Below are 1,093 nucleotides of genomic sequence, written 5' to 3' on the forward strand. Positions count from 1 at the left end.
GGCACACTATTGAGTTCTCAAACAACAGGAGCACCCGGCACCAGGACGACCCTCTCAGGCCCTCCATCGCTCCGGAGCAACTTTTCTAACTTACCCGGTCTTCGCGACCTTTGCAAATCGCCGTTCCCGGCAGATTCAGGTTCGAATCCCGATCCTCCAACCACTCCAGGGGCGCGTCTAACGCACCAGATCCTGGTGTATTTTGAAGGGGTTTTGGCCGCCGTTCGTTCTGCTTCAGCAGCAGCGACTCAGAAAACAATACACGCCTTCCGCCCGGCCCGCAAATCACCCCGATGCACCGCCCGGACACCCCTAGCGGGACCACGCCGGCGCCCCGAAAACCGCGCCGTTGAGCGGATCCGACACCCACGCGGCCCGGCTGCCGGCCGGGCGATCCCCGCAGCTGCCGCCCCCGGGCCGCTTGTGCAGCCGCTCACAAAATCCCCACCGGCAGCAGCCCGAAGGCCGGCACCGGCCTCCGGCCCCGACCGCGGTCTTGGGTCGGCAGCCCGCCGCCTCGGGACTCCCCTGCCCCGGCATGCCCTGCCGCAGGTCGGGAACCCCCAGGCGCCCCGGCGCCCGGGCAGCTCCTGGTGCCGGGGCGCCGGGCGCCTCCTGGCACCCCGGGGCGCCGGCGCTCCAGGCCGCTCCCGCCCCCGCCGCGCACCGGGTGGAGCCTGTGCAGGTTGCGCCCACGACCGACTCCACCGGGGCCGGTGCGAGCTCCCCCAAGGCACGCCCACGGCCTCACCAGGACACCACCACCGGACACCCACCCGGGGAAGCGGCTTCGCGCGATGGCCGGACAACCACGGCCGGTCACTCAGGGACGCGGCTTCGTGCGACGGCCGGACACCGACGGCCAGGCATTCAGGAGCGCGCGGGACGTGGAGGGGCCGCCGCAGCCGGCATAAGCCGCACCGGTTGAGGTGGTTGGTGGGGGTGGTTGGTGGTTAAACGCGGGAAGGCCCCGCCATCATTGGCGGGGCCTTCTCCGTGTTCAAAGAATGTCCGGCGGCGACCTACTCTCCCACACCCTCCCGAGTGCAGTACCATCGGCGCTGTGGGCCTTAGCTTCCGGGTTCGGAATGGG

The 1,093-nt window shown here is 70.2% G+C and carries 1 rRNA gene; it reads right to left on the minus strand.

The annotated features are described in order from the left end of the window. Positions 1–1,009 precede the first annotated feature (1,009 nt). Positions 1,010–1,093 (minus strand): 5S ribosomal RNA (gene rrf, locus AC5RVZ_RS32195); the annotation flags it as partial.

It is taken from the genome of Arthrobacter sp. Cza30 (assembly GCF_059090765.1).